Genomic DNA, 19,467 nt, shown 5'->3' with positions numbered 1-19,467 from the left:
AGCGGGCGCGCAACCAGGCAGGGAGTTACCCCAGCAACCCCTGCCGCTCGGCAATAGCCAGGGCCAGCTTGCGGTCATTGGCGCCCAGCTTGCGGAAGATGTTCTTCAGATGGAACTTCACGGCATTGTCGGTCATGTCCAGACGGCGCGCGATCACCTTGTTGGACCCGCCGCCGGTCAGGGCCAGCAATATCTCCCGCTCGCGCGGGGTCAGCAGCAGGGCTGGCAGGCTGCGTTCGCCCGTCCCATCATGTTCGCCCAGCGCCACCAGCAAATCCGCGATCCAGTCCAGATTGGCGCGCGCCAGGCCAGCCGCTCCCACCTGCGCCACCAGTTGACGCAGCAAGCCGACCACGGGGGCGCCCTGGTCCACGAACAATTGCCGCGCCCCCTCCTCCCGCGTCATGGACAGAAGCTGGCGCAGGTCGGGCACCGCGTCGGCCAGCCGGCCCAGCGCCGCCAGCGCCAGACTGCGCAGCAACTGGATGCGTGCCGTCCCCCGCTCGAACCCGCTGGTCCGCGCCGGCTGTTCCAGTGGGGCGAGGATGGCCAGGGCCGCCTCCGCCTCGCCTTCCGCCAGGGCCAGGGCGGCCAGTGTCAGGCCGGCCTCCACCGCTTCCAGCCGCTGGATCAGCGCCGGCTGGGCACAATGAGCACCGGTTACGGAAAAGCCCGTCTCCGTCACCAGGGCGCGCGCCGCCGCCAGGTTGCCGGCCCGGCGCAGCAGGTCGATGCGCATGCCCAGCAGCAGGGCCGACAGGCGTGGCAAGGCGCGGTCGCGGGCCACATGGTCGCCCCTGTCCAGAATGGCCAGGGCCGCCGCCAGACCCGCCCGCGCAAAGGCCAGGCCGGACGCGGTGCGGTAGCCGATGGCGAAGACCTCCACCCAGCCCTCCCCCTCCTCCACCCCGCGCAGCCCCTCCAGGATCAGCTCGTCGCCCGGCTCCCGCTCGCCGCGTTCATGGTAAAGGGCGGCGCGGAAAAGCTGGATGATGGCATGCAGGCCGCGATCATCGGGGATATCGGCATTGAGCAGCGACTGCGCCCGGTCCAAAGCCTCGGCCGCCGCCTCCAGCCGCAGCCGCTCGATATGGAAGAAACCCTGGTGGATGGCGATGAAGATGCGGCCATAGATGGAATTGACCTTCACGAACAGCCGGTCGGCGGTGGCCGCCGTGGCGGCGGCGAAGGCCACGTCGCCCTGCCGGTAATGCATGATGCACAGGATGTTGTTCACGAAGCCCTGGTAGTAATCGCTGCTGTTCAGCCGCGCCCCCACCTGTTCCAGCACCTCCAGCCGGGCCGGCAGCAGGGGAATGTCCTGATAGGCGGACAAGAGCCCCTCCATGACCAGCAGGTCGGCCTCCACCGGGTCGGGGCGGGCGGGGCCGGCCGCCTGATGATGGGCGCGAATGGCGTCCGACAGGCTGCGCGCTTCTGCCAACTGCCCCCGCTTGGCGGCGCGCAGGGCCTGGGCCACCTGGATACGCGGCTCCCGCGCGGCCACGGCCGGCGGCACATGCGACAGGATGGCATCCACCACATGCGCACCGCGCGACAGCAGCACCAGCAGACAATCATTGCCGCCGATCAGGGCCACGACCCGGTCCATATCCTCGGCCAGGGCGGCATGGCGCACGGCATCAACCAACTGTCCCTTACCCTCGTACCAGCGCGACGCGGCGCCATGCAGGGCGGGCAGGTCGCGGCCCCGGTGCCGGCGCAGCCAGCCGGACAGGAATTCCCTCAGCAACTGGTGATACCGGAACCAGAGCCCCTCCCGGTCCAGCGGGAAGATCAGGGAATTGCGCCGCGCCAGCTCCTCCAGCCGCGACCAGCCGTCGGTGGTACCGCAGACCGCATCGGCCAGATCGCCATTCACCCGCTCCAGGATGGCGGTCGTGGCCAGGAAGGAGCGCAGATGGTCCGGCAGGCCCGCCACCACCTGTTCGGCAATATAGGAAGCCATCTCGTCGCGCGATCCGGTGAAGGCGCGCACCCATTGCGCCACATCGCCCTGCTGGTCCAGCCACAGGCGCGCCAGTTGTACCGCCACGGGCCAGCCTTCGGTGCGTTCCACCAGATGGGCGATGTCATCGGGGCCCAGGCGGCCGGCGAAATAATGCTGCACCTGGGCGGCGGTGAAACGCAGGGCCGCCTCCGTCACCTCCGCCAGGGTGCCGGCCAGACGCAGGGCCGACACGGGAAAGCCGGGCCGCGACCGCATGGCCACCACCAGATGCAGATGGTCCGGCCGGTTGCGCAGCAAAAAGCCCATCAGCGCGTCATTGTCGCTGCTTTCCACCAGATGGTAATCATCCAGCATCAGCAGCACGGGCCGATCCGCCGCCTCGATATCGCGCAACAGCAGGCGCAGCACGAAATTGGGGGACAGGTCGCGCATGGTGCGCTGGGCGTTCGACGCCACCTCCCCCACCGCCAGACCGCCGCGGCGCAGGGCGGCCGTGATTCCGGACAGGAAGGCAAGCGGTTCCCGGTCCTCCAGTTCCAGCGTGACCCAGCAGCGATGGATCTCCGCCTCCGGCAGTCCCGCCCACCATTGGGTCAGCAGCGTGGTCTTGCCGTAACCGGCGGGCGTGCGGACCAGGGTCAAGGCGCGGTTAACCAAGCCGGCCGCCACGGGCGCCAGCTCCGGTCTTTCCACCAGGGCCACCATCTGGCGCGGCGGCGTCAGCTTGGCGGCAAGTTGGATATCGTGGATCGGGTCCATGGGCCTCGACGGTTCCGGCAGTCGATATCCGCAGATACCATCAATGCCACGCCCCGTCGCCCCCGCCATGCCCCTGCCAGGGTAGGGTGCGGCAAAGATGCGGGTAGGACGACGGCGTTACCCCCGCGCTGGGCCGCCGGGATCGCTTGTGCCGCTGGCCCTAAAACCGGTCGTCTGTGGCGCGAATCCCAGGGGATACATGCGGACATCACACGAAAGCTCGGTTAAATTCTGACAATGACACGGCCCCGGATACGTCCACCCAGGATGTCGCCGGCCGCCGCCAGGGTGTCGGCAAGGCCGATCTCCGTCGATAATCCCTCCAGAATATCCGGGGACAGGTCCGTGGCCAGCCGGTCCCAGGCCCGGCGGCGCAAGGGTCCGGGGGCATGGACACTGTCGACACCGCACAGGGTGACATTGCGCAACACCAGCGGCAGCATGCTGGCCGGCAGGTCCACGCCCTGGGCGATGCCGGTGGCCGCCACCACCCCGCCATAGCGCAGACTGGCGCAGATATTGGCCAACGTGTGGCTGCCGGCGGTGTCGATGGCGGCGGCCCAGCGTTCGGCCTGCATCGGTGCGCCCGGTTGCGACAGGGCGGCACGGTCGATGATCTCCGCCGCCCCCAGGCGATGCAGATAGTCTGCCTCGTCAGGTCGGCCGGTGGACGCAACCACGCGGTGACCCAGGCGGGACAGAACCGCGATGGCGATGGAACCGACGCCACCGCCTGCCCCGGTCACCAGCAGGTCGCCGTCGCCCGGCGCCACCCCCTGACGCTCCAGCGCCAGGATACAGAGCATCGCGGCATAGCCTGCCGTGCCGATCGCCATGGCCTGGCGGTTGGTGAAGGCCGGCGGACAGGGGATCAGCCAGTCGCCGCTGACCCTGGCCATGCCGGCATAGCCGCCCCAGTGCCGTTCCCCCAGGCCCCAGCCATTGGCGATAACCCGGTCGCCGGGCGCCCAGCGCGGGTCCCGGCTATCGACCACGGTGCCGGCCAGATCAATGCCGGGCACCATCGGGAAGCGCTGGATCAGCGGGATGGCGCCGGTCAGCAGCAGACCATCCTTATAGTTCAAGGTGGAATATTCCACGGCGACCGTAACCTCGCCATCGGGCAGGTCGGCCGGCGTCAGGCGGGTCAGGGTCGCATGCTGGCGGCCGGCTTCATCCTGATCGATCAGGATGGCTTGAAAATCGGACATGGGTCCGGCTCCTTGGAACAGTTTGTTTCGGGTCAGGAACGACGCAGGCGCTCAACCAGCGCCCGGCCGTTCAGCAATCCCCACGGGATCAGCAGGCCGGTTCGCGCCTTGTAATCGGCCCAGCCGGGATGGCGCGAGATGGCATGGTCCTTCTGATACATGCGGGGCAGGAAGGTCGACAGCGTGGCCCAGCCGACGATGGCCCAGGCCAGCCAATGGTCGGCCAGCAGGGCGAAGGCTGAATAGAGCATGATCTCGCCCAGATAATTGGGGTTGCGCGTATAAGCGTAGAGCCCGACCGTGAACAGGCCCGCCTTGTGCTTCAGCGTGAAATGCCGTTGCCCGTCGGCGGCGATCATGGTGACCACGCCCAGCGTGTGCAGGGCCACGGCGGCGGCCAGCACCGGTCCCGACGGCTCCACATGCCGGGCGATGAACAGCCACGGGATCAGCCAGTACCAGGCGACCAGCGCCAGATACATGTTGAGCGCCCCCCACCAGGCCGTATCACGGTCAAGCTGATGGTCGCGGAAGCCCAGATCCTTGATCAGCCAGCAATAGCCGTAGACGCCGTGCAGGGAGAGATAGATCCAGGCGCCGGTGCTGAAATTGTCGTAATGGTCCATCATCGCGTAGATGATGAAAACGGTGAATATCTTGTGCAGATTCACCGCGTGGGCGATCTTGACACGCGGCCGGCCCGCCGCCTCGAAGATCAGATGCTTGTGTATCCACAGCATCAACCGGGCCCAGGCGGGGATCGGCGCGCGCACGGGTGCGGCGGCGGGCATGATGGTATCGACCATGGCTGTCTTTTCCCCCCTCAATCGATGGCGTAGACGCGATAGGCGACGCCGCCCGTGACCACCCGGCCGATACCCACGGCGCAGATGCCATTCAGCCAGGCGTAGGCGGGGCTGGCCGTTTCGAACAAGGGCAGCACCCGAAAATAATAGAGCGACGGGTCCACCGGTTCGGGATTGCCGATATCCAGCACCCGGCCCTGTAAGTCGGGCGGAATGATGATGCGGCCGCCATAGGTCAGGTGGATCAGGGCGCCGTCATCGGTTTCCACCAGTGCGCGGACATCCAGGGCCACCGATCCGTCGGGACGGATGCGCGCCCAGTCCCCTCCCCCCTGTGGCAGGAAGCGCCCTTTCAGGCGTGGTCCGGCGAGGGTACCGCCGGTGACGGGAAAGATCGCCCGCACCCCCTCCGGCGTCGGGCCGACCATCAAGGGTGTGCCCAGATCGACATGGGCATCATAGAGCCAAGTGCCGCGCAGTTCCGGGGTCATGGGCTTCCTCCTTCATTGTTGTTCGCCGGTTGAACATCAGGCCGCCAGATAGCCGCCATCCACCACCAGTTCAGCACCTGTCATGTAGCTGGCATCGTCGCTGGCCAGGAACAGCAGGGGACGGGCAATTTCCCTGGGCTCCGCCATGCGGCCCATGGGGATCCTGGACAGCACGGCAGCGGAGAAGCTGGCCGCCTCCCCTTCCGCCAGACTGGCGATGGCATCGGAGACCAGGCGCGTCACCGTGTATCCCGGATGCAGGGAGTTGACGCGGACCGGATATTTCTGTGCTGCGCAATGCAGCGCCGCCGCCTTGGTCAATTGCGCCACCCCGCCCTTGGACGCGTTATAGGCGGCCAGCAGCGGTTCGCCGACATTGGCGGCGATGGAGGCGACATTGACGATGGCGCCGCCGCGCCGCTTCATGGTCTGGATACCGATGCGAGTGCCCAGGAACACGCCTTCCAGGTTGACCGCCATGGTCCGCCGCCAGACATCCAGGCTGGAATGTTCGGCATCAGCCATGATGCCGATGCCGGCATTATTGACCAGCACGTCCAGATGGCCATGCCGGCTGACGATATCCTGGATGAGGGTGTTCCACTGCCCCTCGTCCGTCACGTCCTGCAAGCAACCCTCCACCGTTCCGCCACCGGCCCGGATGGGGGCGAGCGCGCGGTCCAGCGCCATCGCGTCCCGGTCGCTGGCGATGACACGCGCCCCTTCGCGGGCGAACTCGGCGACGGCGGCCAGCCCGATGCCGTTGGCGGCCCCCGTCACCAGCACCACCTTGTCCTGAAACCTGTTCATGACCTGACCTCCTTCAGAACCGCGCCGTGAATTCCACGCCATAGGTGCGGGGCATGCCCCGGTTCAGATAGTCCAGGCCGAAGACGCTGATGTTCAGCCCGTAATTGTAATAGTACTTGTCCGTCAGGTTCTTGCCCCACAGGGCTACCGACCAGTCGGGCGTGTCATAGGTCAGCCGGGCGTTGAACAGCCAATATCCCGGATTGCCGCAGGCGATGGCGGGGCCGGCCTGAAGCGTGTTGAAGCCGGGCGCAGGCTTGTCGCAGGGGCTCTGGCCGTAATCCTTGAACGGATCGAAATAATATTTGCCCATGTAGGAGGTGTCGCCGCGCAGTTTCAGATCACCCGGCCCGAAACTGGCGATATCCCAGTCAAACCCGCCGGAAAAGGTGATCTCCGGTGCATTGGGAAACGGGTTGCCATTGACATTGATGGTGGGACTGGCCGGGTTCGCCGCGTCGATGCGGTTGCCCTTATATTTGGTGTTCAGCAGGCCCAGCGTGGCGTCCAGGCGAAGATCGTCTGCCGCCTGCACCGTCACCTCGGCCTCCGCCCCGAACAGGCGGCCATTGGCGCTGCGGGTGAAGGCGGTGGCGCCGATGATCTGCGTCACCTGATGGTTGGCGTAGTCGTAATAGAAGGCCGACAGGTTGGCCTGGGCACGGCCGGCGAACAGGCGGGTCTTCAATCCGGTTTCATAGGCGTCCACCTTCTCCGGATGAATGTAATAGACCTGATTGGTGCCCTGGTACGCCAGACCGTTGAAGCTGCCGGAACGGTAGCCGCGGCTGTAATTGACATAGCCCATCACATCGTCGGTGAAATCATAGCTGGCATTGGCGCGGCCGGTCAGCCGGTTGGCCCCTTCCACCTGGTTCACGGCCGGCAAAGCCGCGTTGTAGGGGTAGCTATAGGGGATGGTGCTGGCGATCACGCCATTGCCCGACAGGTCGCGGATGGTGGTGCGGCCGTTCAGGTATTTCACCTTGTCCCAGGTATAGCGCAGGCCGATGGCCAAGGTCAGCTGGTCGGTGACGTCCAGGCTGGCGTCGCCATAGATGGCCTTGGACGGGCGTTTGACGGTGAAATACTGGTCACCCAGGATGGGGCCGAAGGGCGGTGCGCCCGCCGAGCGACAGGCCGCCGACAGCGCCCCGCCGAACCCGCCGCCGCCGCTGTTGTTGGCGGCGATATCGCCCAGCAGGGCGATCAGGGAGCGGGCGTCCAGGAACCCGGTCGGGTTCACCACCACCGGGGCGCAGAAGCCGGGATCGGTGGGCGCCAGCGAGGGGTTGACGGCGAAGGCCGGCACGATGCCGATGCTGTCCGGCGTGGCGATGGCCGGGTTGCCGTAGGAGCCCGGTAGCCCCGCCCCCAGCAGCAGCGGCCGCAGCACGCCGAAAAAGTCCGGCTGGTTATGGGTATAGACCTTGTCCTGCCCGTAATAGGCGCCGCCGATGACGTTCAGACCATCGCCCTCGTAGGCGAAGCGGAGATCCTGATTGACGTTCTTGCTGGAAGAATAATAGCGGATGGAGCAGAGGTCATTGGGCGACCCGTCGCAATCGAACGGGGCGTTGCGGTACTTGCCCGTGTCATAGCCGGTGATGGAGGTCAGCGACAGCGCGTCCGACAGGTCGTACTTCACCGTCAGCGAGGCCCCGCGTGAGGAGGTGAAGTAATTGCCGCCGGTATCGGCCGCCACCTCATCCTCGCCCAGCCGCCGCCCGCCCAGCAAAGGCTGCGGATCGAACCTTGAATAGCCCAGCGCGTCCTGTCCGCCGCCCAGCTGCCCCTGGGCATAGGGGGTTGCGGCCACCGGATTGTCGCGGGCGGCAAAGGCCTTGAAGGTGATGTCCAGATCCTCCGACGGCTGCCAGCGCAGGGTGGCGCGGCCGGCGGCGGAATTGGTGGTACCGACATCCCGGTCCTGCACCGGATTGAACAGGAAACCGTCGCCCTTGGCGATGGTGCCGGCCAGCCGGATGCCCAGTTGGTCAGGCACCAGCGTCGCTTCGACCGCACCGTCCGCCGTCTTGGTGTCGAAATTGCTGTAGCCCAGGGTCAGGTTGCCCTCGCTGCCCGTCAGCGACGGACGCTTGGTGAAGAAGCTGACGGCACCACCCGTGGTGTTGCGACCATAGAGCGTGCCCTGCGGCCCGCGCAGCACCTCCACCCGATCCAGGTCATAGAGCTGCTGGCCATGGCTGGCGCGGAAGCTCTGGTACACCTCATCGACATAGACGCCGACCGGTGACGCCGTGGAGGCGGAGAATTCATTGGCCACGGAAATGCCACGCAGGGAAAAGTTGGGCTGCGTCTTGCCATAGGGCGTCGTCACCTGCAGGCTGGGCATGGCGCCCATCAGGTCGGACGTTTCCGTGATGCCCCGGCTTTCAAGCGTTTCGGAGCCGACGGCCGACACGGCCACCGGCACCTCCTGCAAATTCTGGGCGCGTTTCTGCGCCGTCACCACAATCTCCTCCAGCGTCAGCATTTCCTGGGCCGTGGCGGCGCCAGTGACCAGCAGGGCCAGCAGCAGCGCCGTGCCCGAACTGGACAGCAAAGATGCCTTCATGGTTGAAACCTCCCGTATGATTGTTTGACCGGGACACGCTTCTCCGTTCACTGCGACAGCCTGGTCGCGGTGGGGCGTCCGGTTTGGTTCAGTTCCGCAGGCGGCAGTGGCGGGCGTTACGTCGGCCGTGCTTCCCAGGCGTGGTAGCCGCGTTCGGCCCAGCAATTCAGGATGGCGCGGGCGCCGATGGCCTTTGCCGGGGACTGGAAGCCCGCGGCCAGCAGGCGTCCATCCAGGATGCGGCGGCAGGCTTCGGCCGCCAGCGCGCCTGTCTGCATATAGGGTGAATTGCCCCGCAGAATGACGCTGACGCCCGCCATGTTGCCGCGACCGATGCAGGAAATGACCGAGCGGTTGCGGTCCGGGTCCTCACGCCCCGGTTCCACACTGGTCAAGGCCCCGCCGATCTCATTCGTCAGGCGCTCCTGCTCCTTCAGGCTCAGGTGCCGGTGCTTCTCCTCGAATTCCTGCAACACCGACAGCACGGCCCCGAACATCGCCTGGTTCTTGAAGGCGACCAGCGTCAGGCAATTGGTCACGCGCGGGTCCTGTTCGTACCAGACCGGCTCGCCACCGCCCGACCAGGGCAGGGCCTTGAACAGCCGATGCTGATCCGGCCCACGCACATCATAGGCGGTGGCATAGGGCCACATCACCCTCTCGCCATGTTCCAGATAATATTGCGGCTTGGTACACATGCGCAGGAAGGATTTGGTGGACGCCACCGACGTGTTGCTGTCCGCCAGATACAGGATGTCCAGGCTATCCACGCCCGGCGTTTCCAGGGCGATCTCCGCCGCGATGTTGCCAGCGGCCCACATGTAGGACGCGGCGGGGCAGAGCAGCAGGCCCCTGGCTGCGAACGCCTCTCCATAGGTGTCGCGGATGAAGGTCATCCAGTCCGCCTCGCCGGTGGTGTCCAGGTAATGGCAACCGGCGGCCAGCGCCGCGCGGACCACCGGCTCTCCCAGCTGCATGAACGGGCCGGTCACGTTGTAGACGATGCGCGCACCCCGGAACAGGTCGGTCAGGGCCGCCTCGTCATGGTTGACGGCGCGGATCTCGTACTGGGCGCCGGCCAGCTCGGGCACCAGCGCCACCTGCTCGCGCAGTCTTTCCAGGCTGCGACCGGCGGCGATGAAGGGGATGCGGGCCTCGGCCAGATGCCACATGATCAGCTTGCCGGTATAGCCGCTGGCCCCATAGACGACGACAGGTGCGCTCATTTCGAATTCCTCCCGGTCACGGCCACTGTGCAGGGCCCGTTCTTGTCGAAAACCACCGCGTCCTCGCCGCCCAGCAGGGCGATCAAATGACGGGCCTGCGGCTTTTCCGATGCCGTCTTCGGTATTTCCCCAACCACCTGAACATAGCTGGGTATGCTGGTCGATCCCAAGGCCGTGGCGCAATGGCTGAAGATGCCGATGGGGTCGATATCGACACCCGGCTGTGGCACCAGGGCCACCACCACCTCCTTCTCCCCCGGCGCATTGCCGTCGGTGGCGACGCCATAGACATGGACGTCAGCCACATCGGCCCGGCGGGCCACCGCCGCCTCGATCTCCACGGCATTGATGAAGTCGCCATTGCGGCGGATGCTGTCCCCGGCGCGGTAGCAGAAATAGACCCAGCCATCGCCATCCCTGAACCCGACATCACCGGTGCGGAACCAGCCGCCGCGTGTCTTGGCGGCGCTGGCGGCGGGATTGCAGAAATAGGCGACGGGGGCGACGCTGCCATCCTCGTTGCGAAAGCAGATTTCCCCCTGCTCGCCGGCCGGCACCTCCCCCCCGTCCTCATCCAGGATGGCGCAGACGGTACCCGGCGGCGGTTTGCCGATGGAACCGACAGGGCCGGTATCCGGCGGGTTCAGGGTCAGCCCGCCTTCGGCAGCGCCATAGAATTCGAACACCCGCAGGGCGAACCGCGCCTCGAACTCCCGCCACATGGCGGCGGGCATGCCCGCACTCAGCACATAGCGCACCTTGTGGCCGCGATCATGGGCGGCCGGCGGCTCGGCGAAGATCGCCGTGGCCATGCCGCCCAACAGGTTGAACATGGTGCAGCCATAGCGGTGCAGGATGGGCCACAGCCGCGACTTGGTGAATTGCCGACTGATCACCAGCCGCAACCCCATCGACAGGGCATTGCCCAAGGTGATCAATTGCGCATTGGCATGGGTCAGCGACAAGCCGGTATAAGGCCGGTCGCCGGGCTGCAAGCCGATGACCGGCCCCAGCGACGCCACCCCGGCGAACCGCGCATAGGGTGCCAATATGGCCTTGGGGTCGCCCGTCGTGCCGGAGGTATAGAGCATCTGCATGGGATCGGTCAGCGGCCGGGGCTGCGGATCGGTCCAGGGGGCGGCGGCGGCCAATACCGCCGCCAGCGGCCTCTCGATGCCGGCCGCCTGCACACCGTCCAGCACCCAGACCCAGTGCAGATGCCGCAGATTGGGCAGCAACGGCACCAGTTCCGGCAGAACATCGGCCGTGACGATGGCCCCCCGGCAATCGGCGAAGCGCAGCATGAAGGCCAGCTTGTCGCCGCGGGTGCGCGGATCGATGGGCACGAAGACCGTGCCGGCGATTTCCGATGCGACCATGGCATCGACGAATTCCGGATGGTTGCGCATGACCAGGGCGAAAGCGTCGCCTTCCTGCATCCCGGCGGCACGCAGGGCCCCGGCCATTCGCTTTCCATGGTCCAGCAGGCCCGCATAGGTCCGAACCTCCTCGGCCAGGGTCCCGTCGGGCCGGACGTCGACGAAGGTCAGGACATCGCGGTCCGGAAATGAGGCCACGCCGTCCAGCACCATCTGCAAGGGGGATCGAAGCGCGCTCATCGGGACAGCACCGTCATGACGATGGCGGCCGCATCCGTGCCGATCCAGCCGCCGCCATTCTCCGCCACGGCGACCTTCGCCCCCTCCACCTGCCGTGCGCCCGCCCTTCCCTGCAATTGCCGGGTCAGTTCGTGGATTTGCGCCAGGCCGGTGGCCCCGATGGGGTGGCCCTTGCGCACCAGCCCGCCCGACGGATTGACCACGATACGCCCGCCCAGTTCCGTCGCCCCGCTGCGCAACAGGTCGGGCCCGCCGCCGGGTGGGCACAGGCCCAGCGCCTCGTAGTAGATCAACTCGGCAGGCGAGGTGGCGTCGTGCAACTCGATACAGTCGATATCGTCGGGCGTGATGCCTGCCAGGGCGAAGGCATTGCCCGCCGTTTGCGCCGTCACCCCGGCCCGGCCGGGCTCGGGGTCGAAGCCGCTGTTCAGCACGCAACTGCGGATATGAACCGGCGTCGACAGGCCCAGTTCGGCGGCTGCCTTTGGTGACACGATCACCGCCGCCGCTGCCCCGTCGCCGATGGGCGAACACATGGGCAGGGTCAGCGGAAAGGCGATGGGCCGGGCCGCCAGCACCTGTTCCACCGTCAGCACCTCGCGGAACTGCGCATTGGGGTTGAGGGCGCCATGGCGGGAATTCTTGGCCGACACGGCGGCGAAATCGGCCTGGGTGGCACCGCTGGCGGCCATATAGTCGCGCGCCATGCGGGCATAGATATCCATGAACACCGACCGCCGGTCCTTGGGTGCCGCGTCGCGTTCCGTTGCCGACAGGTCACCCGTCAGATAAGCGTCCAGCCGCTCGGGATGGTCGATGTCGGTGGCGCCCATATAGACGCGCATCGCCCGCTCCTTGTCGGCGTGGTACAGCTTCTCCATGCCCACGGCCAGGACGATGTCATAGGCGCCCAGCGTCACCATGCTGGCCGCCTGATGAAAGGCGGTGGATGCCGTGGCGCAGGCATTTTCGACATTGACCACCGGTATCCCGCCCAGGCCGATCTGGCGCAGAGCCACCTGTCCGGCGACCAGCGCCTGGCCGGTGACGATGGCGGCCCCGGCCGTGCCGACCCAGGCGGCCTGGATGCGGGCGATGTCGATGCCGGCCTCTGCCACGGCTTCGCGGATGGCCTCATGGGCCAGATCGGGCAAGGTCCGGTTCAGATGCCGGCCGAACGGGGTCATGCCCACGCCGGCAATAAGGGCGTGCTGCTTCATGGGCGGAATCCTTCTTGAAGGTCCGTTGGTCTTTTGGAAAATTGGGACAGCAGGCCGCAGTGCGGACTGGCAACGCCGTGATCCGCGGGCAAACGTCGAACGGGTTTTCCGCGGGATTACGCCTTGCTAATCCGTGCTACGAACAATTCTCACACCGTGGCCGGCAGCAGATCGGGATCGACCATCAGTGTGCCGCCCTTGATGGCCAGGATTTCGTTGCAGCCATCCTCGATCAGCGAGGAGCGGGCATCGCGGAAAATCTTCTCCACCGGATATTCCAGGGTGACACCATTGCCGCCGAACATTTGTACCGCGTCGCTGGCAACCTCCAGCGCATGCTGGGTGGATGTCACCTTGGCGAACATGGCGGCCTGCAGGGCGGGCATGTCGTTGACCATGTTGAAGCTGGTGACGCGGCGGGTGATGGCCCGCGACAGCTCCACCTTGCGAGCCATATGGAACAGGCGCTTGGCCACGTCCTGATGCCGGATGATCGGCACGCCGCCCTGTTTACGCTCATGCGCATATTGGAACGCCAGTTCATAGGCGGCCCGCGCGCAACCGGTGAAGGTCGCCCCCATCAGAGCGTTGGCTTCCGTATGGATGGCATAGACGCCCTTCTTGTAATCCTCCGGCGCCAGCAGCAGGTGGTCGATATCCAGTTCCACCCCGTCAAAGAACAGTTCGCCCTGCGGCAGGGCGCGCTGGCCCATCTTCTCCAGCGGCTTGCCCCTGGTTACGCCCGGCAGGTCCAGCGGCACGATGATGACGGCCCCGCGCTGGGGGTCGACAATGCCATCCCCGGTTTCGGCAGCGCAGTACAGGATGCACAGGTCGGCAATGGGGCCGTTGGAGACCCAGGCCGATTTCTGGCCCCGGATGGTGACCTTGCCGTCGCCGATGCGGGCCACGCAGTTGGGCCGTCCATAGACGCCCCGCGCATGGGCGATGGCGCCATTGCTGTCCAGCATGTCCGATCCGTGGTCGGGCTCGGTGATGCCCCAGCATCCGGTCAGCGTTTCCGGATAGGTCCTGGCCACGAAATCATTGCCGAACTTGGCCGCCATATAGTGCGGCAGCATGCCGGCCCCGATGGAAATGGCCAGACCGGCATCGCCCCAGCCCAGCTCCTCGAACAGCACGGTGAACAGGGCGGGCAATTCATCTGCCGGGAAATCGGCCAGGCCGGCGACATCGATGCCCAGTTTGGCGTATTCACGCCGGAATTCCCAATAGCGGGAGCCCTTGTCCACCACCTGTTCGGCTGTCAGCCGGTCCAGATGGCGGCCGATGGGACGCATCACCTTGTCGGCCAGGCCGTGCAGACTGTCGCGCAGGGCGTCGACGGTGGCCGGCAGGGGCGCTTCCGCCCCCAATGGCCCCAGCTTCACCGAGGGCGGGCTGTCCCATTTCGCAAAGGGGCGCGGGCCGGACGTCGCACCATGCACGTCGGGCAGCGTCAGGCGCTGATCCATCTTTTCCTCCCTGCCTCGCTCCTCTTGCCGGGAGCGGTGTCATTGGCGGATCGGAGTTTGTGCCCAAACACGGCAAAAAAGAATGGCTGTAACTGCCAAAAAATTGTTTTTAACTGCCATGCATGCAACGCCAGCCGTGAGGGGCCATGAAAAGCGATTCGATGCTGACCGTGCGGTTTTCCAACCAGAGCATCCGCATCATGTCGGCGGTGCTGACAGAGGTCGGGATTCCGCTGCTGCCGCTGTTCCGGCAGGCGGAACTGGACCCCCTTCTGGCCCATGACCCGCATGGGGAGATCAGCGGACCGGAGGAATTGCGGTTCCAGCAGGTATTCGTGGCGGCGACCCGGCACTTGCCCGGCCTGTGGCTGAAAACCGGGTTGCGCTATCGGCTGATGTCTTATGGCCCCCTGGGTCTGGCCGTCATGGCGGCGGCCAATATTGCGGAGGGGTTGCGGGTGCTGGACGCGTTCCAGGCGCTGACCTATTCGCTGATGATCTATCGTGTGGAGACGCAGGATGGCGCGCCCACCGCCATGGTCGCCGACGACAGCATGGCCCCGCCCGACCTGTGGGAATTCCTGCATGAGCGGGCGTTGGGATCGGCCACCATGTTCCTGCACGACATGCGCCAGCAACCCTTTCCCCTGGAACGGATCGAAAGCGTCCTGGTCCGCCCGCCCAACTGGATGGAGTGCGAGCGGTTGCTGGGCGTGCCCGTGGCCTTCGGCCAGGGACGGACACGATGGGTATTCAAACCCGGCATCGGCGCGGAACCCCTGCCCATGGGCAGCCCGTTGCTGGAGGAAACCTATCAGCGCATGTGCACCCAGTTGATCGGGCAGGCTCGCGTGACGGACCCGTTCGTGGCCCGTGTCTATGCGGTGCTGGTGCGGTCGGCCCGCACCATGCCCAGCGTTATCGACACCGCCCGGCAACTGGCCGTGTCGGAACGGACCCTGCATCGCCGGCTGGAGCAGCAGGGTCTGCGCTTTGGCGACATCATGGATCAGGTGCGGCAGCAAAGGGCCTGCGACCTGCTGCAACGGTCGATGCTGACGGTCGAGCAGATCGCCGACATGCTGGGTTTTCAGGAACCGGCCAGTTTCTCGCGCGCTTTCAAGCGCTGGACCGGGACGACGGCTCTGAAATGGCGCCACCAGGCGGTTGGACGGCGAACAAAACCATGATCCGACAGGGGTAGATCGCCCAGGGCCGGCCTGTAGCGCGAGTTGTTGCCGGCAGCAGTGATGACCGGCAGCCTGGCGCTGATCCTCTCCGGCGCCTGGGCCTTCGCGGTGTTCCCGCTGATCAATGCCGGGTCCCCCGTGGCGGTGACCAAAGCCGGCAGTCCTGATAGCTTGTCTGGGTGATCGCCATCGATCGCCGACTTCAATCGCCGGTGCCCATAGCCATGGGCTTGGCTAAGCGGCCGTCGCCGCCAAACCCGGTCCCGCTGGCAATGTCATCGGGACCGGGTTTCACCTTGTTCACCAGGGGGGTATTTTTGATGTTCACGACCAGCAGACGCAGCTTCCTGAGGGCCGGCGCCGCCCTTCCTGCGGCGTCGGCCGTGACCAATGTGCAACCGGGGCAGGAGGAGAGGGTCGCCGCCGATCTTGCCAGATATATCGGATTCGGCAGCAAGCAGGCCGGCGGTGCCGGCGATAATGCCGCCGGCGAGTGGCTGGTGTCGGAGCTGGAACAGCTAGGCTTCACGGTCCAACGGCAAAGCGTGTCCACGCCCTTCTTCCAGACGCAGCGGGCCGAGTTGCTGTGCGGCGAGGTCAGAACCAGTGTATGGCCACAGCCGATCGTGACGCCGACAGGGCCGGGCGGGGTCACCGGTCCGCTGGTGCGCATCAACGCGAATGGCCAGGCGGATGGACCGCTGACTGGGGCGGTCGCATTGGTGGACCTGCCCCATGGCCGCTGGTCCAGCGCGCTGGCCAAGCCGATCCGTGACCCGATCAATGCCGCCTTCGCCGCAGGGGCCCGGGCGGTGGTGGTGATTACGAACGGCCCGACCGGCAAGGTGATCGCACTCAATGCCGATGGCCAGAAGCCAATGTTCGCGGGTCCGGTCGCCCTGCTGGCGCCGGAGGATGCCCAGCCTTTCCGTGCAGCGGCGATCGGCAGGCAGAGCGCCACGCTGCATCTGCAAGGTGAGACCGGGCAGCGGCCATCCTTCAATTTCATTGGCCGCATCGATCGCAGCAAGGGGCGCTGGCTGGCGGTGTCGACGCCACGTTCGGGCTGGTATATTTGCGCCGGTGAACGCGGGCCCGGCATCGCAGTCTGGCTGTGGCTGGCACGCTGGGCCAGCCGGGCGGTCACGGACCATGATCTGGCTTTCGTCTGCCACAGTGGCCATGAATATGAGAATTTGGGCGCGTCCGAGGCGCTGAAGGCCATCGCGCCCAAGCCTGCCCAGACCCGCTTCTGGCTGCATCTGGGTGCCAATGTCGCCGCCCGCGACTGGCAGGAGTTGCCGGGCCAAATGCGGCCGCTGCCCAGCGCGGACACCCAGCGCTTTCTGTCTGTCAGCCCGGCATTGCTGCCCGTGGCACGCGCGGTGTTTGCCGGACATGCCGGGCTGGAAGCGCCCTGGACCACCGACGAACTCACCGCCGGGGAGCTGACCGAGATCGTCGCCGCCGGTTACACCCCGGCCGCCGGCGTGTTCGGCGTCCACCGCTATCACCATGTTGCCGAGGATGATGCGCGCTGTGTATCCGCGGCCAGCGTCGTCACGACCGCCGCCGCCTTTCAGCGCCTGGTCGAAACGCAGCTCCAGAACGGGCGATGATCGAACTCTGGCATTGTACCGATAAGCACTCCTTCCGTGCTCTGGGCGCTGGAGGAAATGAAATTGCCCTATCGCCTGCACCTTCTGCCCTTTGCGCCGCGCATCCAGCAGCGATCACACGCCCTCACCCAACCGGTAGCCTGAAGGCCAGGTCCCGGCTGTTCCAGCCAATCAGGACATGGTGTCGCCCCGCCGCTTTGGTCCAGCCGCCGTCCCAAGACTGGAATGCGCGCGGCGGGACTGAAAGGGTAAAAGAATGGGTTTCACCGGCCGGAACGGACAAGGCGGCGAAGGCCCAAAGATGGCGCACACCATCGGCCGCGGCGACATAGATCTGAGGCACCGCCTTGCCCGGCCGGTCTGACTGGTTGCGAACACGGCCTGTCACCTGGACACCCTGGGCCGGATCGCCGGAGACGCCGACATCCAGCAACTCCAGGCATGCATAGCCGAACCCGGCGCCGAACGCGTATAGCGGATCGGTGCCGGCCGCCTGCATGCCCTTGTAGCCGATCAAGGGGCCTTCCCGGTACGGTACATCACCGCCGGCCTGCGGCTTCAAATCAAAGGCCGGGTAATCCACATCGCGCGCGGCGATGCTGACCGGCAGTCGCCCGCCGGGCTCGCGGTCACCGGCCAGCACCTGGGCCAGGGCCGGGCCATATTGTTCGCCCGGATACCAGGTGATCATCAGGCCCCGCACCTTGTCCTGCCAGGACAGGTCGAAGGCATGGGCGACATTGCAGATGGCGATGATGTTGGTGTTCACATGCCGGATACCGTTGATCAGATCGACCTGCGCCGCCGGCAGGGCCGTGCCCGTGCGGTCCTTGCTTTCCACGCCGGCATCCGCCGTCTCCCCCAGCATCAGCAACACAAGATCTGCCTTGGCGGCGGCGGCCACCGCACGGGTCAGCATCGCCTCGGGCAGGTCCGGCCCGCGCACCCCATACCAGAGGCCCTGCGCGCGGGCGGGGCTGTAGGTCAGTTCAAAACACAGCAGCACCGGCTGCCCCGCCGTAAGATCGGTAACCACGGACTGGCTGTCGCCACCCTTTAGAATGCCCATCAGGTCGGACGGGGATACCGGGCCGCCGCCAGCAAACACCTGTTCGCCATCGACCGACAGCGTGACGGTCCCCGTGCCGCCGACATGCAGCCGGTGCGGGCCAGTGCGTTCCGGGGTGATCCAGCCGGTGGCGCGGATACGGCCCGGTTGCTTCAATGCATCCGTGCCGGGAAGGCCCACGAACCAGGTCAGGGAATTGGTGTCGCGGGTTTCGGCATGGACGGGCGTATCACCGTCTGCCGTCAGCCATTCCACCGTCAGGCCGCGCGTGGCCCCATCGCCCAGGTCGCGGGCCGGCGTGGCGCTGATTGGCGGCAGGCGGTATTCCGGCTCCACGCCTTGTTCATACAGCACCTCGCACCTGTCCCCGAACCGGTCACGGATGGCCTGCAAGGGCGTGATGAAGTCGGGACGGACGGCGATCTTGGCGAACGTGCCGCCCTGCAAGCAGGGGCTGGCGGCGTTGGGGCCGATGATGGCGATGCGGCGTACCCGCTTGGGCTGTACCGGCAGCACCTCGCCATCATTTTTCAGAAGGACGAAGCCGGCGGCCGCGGCCTCCAGCAATGTTGCATCAGGGTCGGCGATGGGGGCCTGGCGCGGCAACGCGTCGATACGGGCGACCGCGTTTGCCACGCGGCCTGTGGCATCGACCAGCCGCTCCAGCGAGACCTGGCCATCCCGCACCGCTGCCGCAAACTTTGTGCCCAGCACACGGTCCGGCCCCGGCATGTCCAGATCCAGGCCGGCCTGGGCCGACCGCAGCGTGTCGCGCCCACCGAACCAGTCCGACACGATGAAACCGGTGAAGCCCCAGTTGCCCTTGACGATATCGGTCAGCAGTTCCTTATGCTCGACACAATAATCGCCGTTCAGGCGGTTATAGGCGGCCAGCATGCCGACGCAGCCCGCCGCCGCCGCCATTTCGAACGGCAGCAGATAGCATTCATGCAAGGCCCGTTCGCTGGCTACGGCATTCATGCTGTCGCGGTCGGTTTCGCTGTCATTGCAGACCAGATGTTTGGCAACGGAGCCGACACCTTGGCCCTGCAAACCGCGGATCCAGGCGGCCCCCAGGCGACCCGCCAGATACGGGTCCTCGCCATACAGCTCGAACGCGCGACCGCAGAGCGGGCTGCGTTGCAGGTTCAGGTTGGGGGCCAGCACGGCATCGACACCCAGGCGCCGTGCCTCCATGCCCACGATGGCCCCCACCCGCGCCACCAGATCGGCGTCGAAGCTGGCACCCAGTGCCGTGCCGCACGGCGTCAGCACCGCGACGTCGCGTTCATCGACGCGGCCGGACGCGATACCCATCGGCCCATCGGCCATCATGATGGAACGGATGCCCGGCAGCGCGGCCGTGGACCACATGTCGCGGCCACTGGTCAGCGCCGCACGATCAAGCGGATGGGTGGACAT

14 protein-coding genes are annotated in these 19,467 nt (G+C 66.4%); 3 read left to right on the top strand and 11 right to left on the bottom strand.

Features of this window, described 5'->3' with window-relative positions; translation table 11 throughout:
- Positions 1–25: 25 nt before the first annotated feature.
- The 10 genes from AC1Q7F_RS15380 to AC1Q7F_RS15335 form a co-directional block, all read right to left on the bottom strand.
- Entirely contained in the window at positions 26–2,731 is a 2,706-nt protein-coding gene (locus AC1Q7F_RS15380) for a winged helix-turn-helix domain-containing protein (protein WP_492508329.1), read from the bottom strand.
- Between the two features lie 224 nt (positions 2,732–2,955).
- Positions 2,956–3,942 (bottom strand): acrylyl-CoA reductase (NADPH), encoded by a 987-nt coding sequence (acuI, locus tag AC1Q7F_RS15375; protein WP_492508327.1) that lies wholly within the window; start codon positions 3,940–3,942, stop codon positions 2,956–2,958.
- A 32-nt stretch (positions 3,943–3,974) separates the two neighbouring features.
- On the bottom strand, positions 3,975–4,748 hold the full coding sequence (locus AC1Q7F_RS15370; protein WP_492508326.1) for a DUF1295 domain-containing protein: 774 nt from the start codon (positions 4,746–4,748) through the stop codon (positions 3,975–3,977).
- Positions 4,749–4,765: 17 nt separating this feature from the next.
- On the bottom strand, positions 4,766–5,239 hold the full coding sequence (locus AC1Q7F_RS15365; RefSeq protein WP_492508324.1) for a DUF3237 domain-containing protein: 474 nt from the start codon (positions 5,237–5,239) through the stop codon (positions 4,766–4,768).
- A 36-nt stretch (positions 5,240–5,275) separates the two neighbouring features.
- On the bottom strand, positions 5,276–6,049 hold the full coding sequence (locus AC1Q7F_RS15360; RefSeq protein ID WP_492508322.1) for a glucose 1-dehydrogenase: 774 nt from the start codon (positions 6,047–6,049) through the stop codon (positions 5,276–5,278).
- A 13-nt stretch (positions 6,050–6,062) separates the two neighbouring features.
- Positions 6,063–8,627, bottom strand: coding sequence for a TonB-dependent receptor (locus tag AC1Q7F_RS15355; protein WP_492508320.1), 2,565 nt, complete (start codon positions 8,625–8,627; stop codon positions 6,063–6,065).
- A 116-nt stretch (positions 8,628–8,743) separates the two neighbouring features.
- Entirely contained in the window at positions 8,744–9,853 is a 1,110-nt protein-coding gene (locus tag AC1Q7F_RS15350; RefSeq protein WP_492508318.1) for a saccharopine dehydrogenase family protein, read from the bottom strand.
- Complete coding sequence (locus AC1Q7F_RS15345; RefSeq protein ID WP_492508316.1) at positions 9,850–11,472, bottom strand: AMP-binding protein; 1,623 nt, start codon at positions 11,470–11,472, stop codon at positions 9,850–9,852. The genes AC1Q7F_RS15350 and AC1Q7F_RS15345 overlap by 4 nt, the downstream gene beginning before the upstream one ends.
- Positions 11,469–12,692, bottom strand: a complete 1,224-nt coding sequence (locus AC1Q7F_RS15340; RefSeq protein WP_492508314.1) for a thiolase family protein — start codon at positions 12,690–12,692, stop codon at positions 11,469–11,471. Before AC1Q7F_RS15340 ends, AC1Q7F_RS15345 begins: the two co-directional genes overlap by 4 nt.
- A gap of 149 nt (positions 12,693–12,841) precedes the next feature.
- Positions 12,842–14,167 carry an acyl-CoA dehydrogenase family protein gene (locus tag AC1Q7F_RS15335; RefSeq protein ID WP_492508312.1) on the bottom strand — a complete coding sequence of 442 codons (1,326 nt, stop codon included), beginning with the start codon at positions 14,165–14,167 and terminating at the stop codon, positions 12,842–12,844.
- 146 nt (positions 14,168–14,313) lie between these two features.
- Here AC1Q7F_RS15335 and AC1Q7F_RS15330 point away from each other — a divergent pair, with 146 nt between their 5' ends.
- The 3 genes from AC1Q7F_RS15330 (at position 14,314) to AC1Q7F_RS15320 (ending at position 16,976) form a co-directional block, all read left to right on the top strand.
- On the top strand, positions 14,314–15,357 hold the full coding sequence (locus AC1Q7F_RS15330; protein WP_492508310.1) for an AraC family transcriptional regulator: 1,044 nt from the start codon (positions 14,314–14,316) through the stop codon (positions 15,355–15,357).
- 60 nt (positions 15,358–15,417) lie between these two features.
- Positions 15,418–15,540 carry a hypothetical protein gene (locus AC1Q7F_RS15325; RefSeq protein ID WP_492508307.1) on the top strand — a complete coding sequence of 41 codons (123 nt, stop codon included), beginning with the start codon at positions 15,418–15,420 and terminating at the stop codon, positions 15,538–15,540.
- A 137-nt stretch (positions 15,541–15,677) separates the two neighbouring features.
- Complete coding sequence (locus tag AC1Q7F_RS15320) at positions 15,678–16,976, top strand: hypothetical protein (RefSeq protein WP_492508305.1); 1,299 nt, start codon at positions 15,678–15,680, stop codon at positions 16,974–16,976.
- A gap of 124 nt (positions 16,977–17,100) precedes the next feature.
- Here AC1Q7F_RS15320 and AC1Q7F_RS15315 read toward each other — a convergent pair whose 3' ends face one another.
- Positions 17,101–19,467 carry a beta-glucosidase H gene (locus AC1Q7F_RS15315; RefSeq protein ID WP_492508303.1) on the bottom strand — a complete coding sequence of 789 codons (2,367 nt, stop codon included), beginning with the start codon at positions 19,465–19,467 and terminating at the stop codon, positions 17,101–17,103.

The sequence above is a fragment of the Niveispirillum sp. GW835-FHT14G11 genome, assembly GCF_058793615.1.
The sequence above is the reverse complement of the archived record's forward strand: the minus strand, read 5'-3'. Positions and strand labels throughout refer to the sequence as shown.

Bases quoted from the DNA above. Each gene is read 5' to 3' on its own strand.
- AC1Q7F_RS15370 (WP_492508326.1), bottom strand. From the start codon at position 4,748: ATGGTCGATACCATCATGCCCGCCGCCGCACCCGTGCGCGCGCCGATC.
- AC1Q7F_RS15340 (WP_492508314.1), bottom strand. From the start codon at position 12,692: ATGAAGCAGCACGCCCTTATTGCCGGCGTGGGCATGACCCCGTTCGGC.
- AC1Q7F_RS15325 (WP_492508307.1), top strand. From the start codon at position 15,418: ATGACCGGCAGCCTGGCGCTGATCCTCTCCGGCGCCTGGGCCTTCGCG.
- AC1Q7F_RS15350 (WP_492508318.1), bottom strand. From the start codon at position 9,853: ATGAGCGCACCTGTCGTCGTCTATGGGGCCAGCGGCTATACCGGCAAG.
- AC1Q7F_RS15330 (WP_492508310.1), top strand. From the start codon at position 14,314: ATGAAAAGCGATTCGATGCTGACCGTGCGGTTTTCCAACCAGAGCATC.
- AC1Q7F_RS15315 (WP_492508303.1), bottom strand. From the start codon at position 19,467: ATGTCCACCCATCCGCTTGATCGTGCGGCGCTGACCAGTGGCCGCGAC.
- AC1Q7F_RS15335 (WP_492508312.1), bottom strand. From the start codon at position 14,167: ATGGATCAGCGCCTGACGCTGCCCGACGTGCATGGTGCGACGTCCGGC.
- AC1Q7F_RS15355 (WP_492508320.1), bottom strand. From the start codon at position 8,627: ATGAAGGCATCTTTGCTGTCCAGTTCGGGCACGGCGCTGCTGCTGGCC.
- AC1Q7F_RS15365 (WP_492508324.1), bottom strand. From the start codon at position 5,239: ATGACCCCGGAACTGCGCGGCACTTGGCTCTATGATGCCCATGTCGAT.
- AC1Q7F_RS15345 (WP_492508316.1), bottom strand. From the start codon at position 11,472: ATGAGCGCGCTTCGATCCCCCTTGCAGATGGTGCTGGACGGCGTGGCC.
- AC1Q7F_RS15320 (WP_492508305.1), top strand. From the start codon at position 15,678: ATGTTCACGACCAGCAGACGCAGCTTCCTGAGGGCCGGCGCCGCCCTT.
- acuI (WP_492508327.1), bottom strand. From the start codon at position 3,942: ATGTCCGATTTTCAAGCCATCCTGATCGATCAGGATGAAGCCGGCCGC.
- AC1Q7F_RS15380 (WP_492508329.1), bottom strand. From the start codon at position 2,731: ATGGACCCGATCCACGATATCCAACTTGCCGCCAAGCTGACGCCGCCG.
- AC1Q7F_RS15360 (WP_492508322.1), bottom strand. From the start codon at position 6,049: ATGAACAGGTTTCAGGACAAGGTGGTGCTGGTGACGGGGGCCGCCAAC.